This is a genomic window from Thioclava sp. DLFJ4-1 (assembly GCF_002020145.1).
Lineage (GTDB): Bacteria > Pseudomonadota > Alphaproteobacteria > Rhodobacterales > Rhodobacteraceae > Thioclava > Thioclava sediminum.
This window is the reverse complement of sequence record NZ_MPZT01000001.1, coordinates 543,843-545,843: the sequence shown is the minus strand read 5'-3', so window position 1 is coordinate 545,843 and position 2,001 is coordinate 543,843. Positions and strand designations below refer to the sequence as shown.

General features: G+C 65.7%; 1 protein-coding gene. It reads left to right on the top strand.

Annotated features, from left to right (window positions below; all coding sequences use genetic code 11):
* The first annotated feature begins 261 nt into the window (after window positions 1–261).
* Window positions 262–2,001, top strand: coding sequence for an HlyD family efflux transporter periplasmic adaptor subunit (locus BMI85_RS02590; protein ID WP_210402297.1), 1,740 nt, complete (start codon window positions 262–264; stop codon window positions 1,999–2,001).

Below are 2,001 nucleotides of genomic sequence, written 5' to 3'. Positions count from 1 at the left end.
CGCAGGGGCCAATGCGTTCAACTGCCTCGTTTTTTCTTGATGGAATCATGAACTGCTCGTTTACTTCGGGTAAGGGAGCGTTTTTGGCCGTTAAATCGGCACTTTCAGGGACATAGACGAACGGGAAGGGCGCTGGGGAGCACCCTCAAGGGAGCAATTTTGCAGCAACACGCAGGGACAGCGTCTGGCGAGGCGACGGGCTCGGTATTTCTGGATTCCGAAACCCTCGGCAGGCTGAAATCGGGGACAGACCGCGCGCAGGTGTCGCAGGCCTGGCTGGATGCGATGGCGCGTCAGGTGACGGGGCTGGAACAGGGGTTGGTGGTGCTGGCCGGGATCGGTCGCAGCCGGTTCGAGCCCGCCGCGATCTGGCCCGAAAGCGCCAAGCCGAAACGCGAATTGATGGCGGCCATCGACGGCGCGATCCATGCCGAGCGCATGGTGATCGAGACGCTGAGCGAGGGCGGCGCGGCCATTGCGGTGCCGATTCGTATGGAGGGCCAGCTCCGCGGTGCGGCGGCGATCCAGATCGGCACGCATCCGGAGGCGCGCACCGACCTTGCGATCGATCAGCTGCAATGGGGCTCGGGCTGGCTCGAGGCGTTCTTGCGCCGCAAGCAGGGCGGCTCGGGCGACAGCCTCGCCTCGGTGATCGAACTGCTCGCGACCAGCCTGCACCACGACCGGTTCATCGAAGCGGCGACCGCGGTGGCCTCTGAACTTGCGGGCGTTCTCAATTGCGAACTGGTCGCGATCGGCCTGACCCGTGGGCGCCACGCGCGGGTGCGGGCGCTGTCGAATTCCGCGAGCTTCGGCAAGCGGTCCAACCTCGTGCGTGCCATCGAGGCGGCGATGGACGAGGCGATCGACCAGCAGGCGGTGCTGAGCTATCCGCCGCCCGAGGACGGCTCGGAACGGGTGCTGCGCGCCCATGCGGCCTTGTCGGAAACCGAGGGCGGGGCGACGCTCTGCACGGTGCCGCTGACCGAGGACAAGAAGCTGGTCGGCGCGCTGGTGCTGGAACGCCCGGCGGGCGAGCCGTTCGGGCGCGATACGATCCAGATGGCGGAATATGCGGGCGTGCTGCTCGGCCCAGTTCTGGCGATCAAGCGGCGCGAGGACCGCTGGCTGCCCGCGAAGACATGGGATGCGAGCGTCAATACGTTCAAGGCGCTGTTCGGCCCCAATCATGCGGCGCTGAAACTGGCCGCGATTGCGCTGGTCGCTTTGCTGGCCTTCGCGTGGTTCGCCAAGGGCATGTATCGCGTGACCGCCGATGCGACCATCGAGGGCCGTATCCAGCGCGCGATCTCGGCCCCCATCGAGGGTTATCTCGCCGAGGCCGATGCGCGCGCGGGCGATATCGTGAAGGCGGGCGAGGTGATGGCCAAGCTCGACGACCGCGACCTGCGGCTCGAGCGGCTGAAATGGGAAAGCCAGAAGTCCAAGCAGACCCGCGAATATTCGCAAGCCATGGCCAAGCGCGAACGCGCCAAGGCGCTGATCCTTCAAAGTCAGATCGAACAAGCGGATGCGCAGATCGAACTGCTCGATCAGGAGATCGGGCGGATGGTGATCAAGGCGCCCTTCGACGGGGTCGTGGTCTCGGGCGATCTGACGCAGGCGCTGGGGGCGCCGATCGAGCGCGGCGACGTGCTGTTCCAGGTCGCCCCCCTCGATGATTACCGCGTGATGCTGCGTGTAGACGAGCGCGACGTGAAGGATGTGAAAGCGGGCGAGAGCGGTGCGCTCATTCTGGCCTCGCTGCCCGACACGCCTATCGAAGTGCAGGTCGACCGGATCACGCCGATCTCCAATGCCGAAGCGGGGGCGAACAAGTTCCTCGTCGAAGCTTCCGTGACCGACGGGCCGATCGATGCGCTGCGTCCGGGCATGGAAGGGGTCGCCAAGATCGAGGTCGAGGAACACCGCCTTGTCTGGATCTGGACCCGGCGGATCGTTCTCTGGGTGCGCATGACGCTTTGGTCTTGGTGGCCGTGA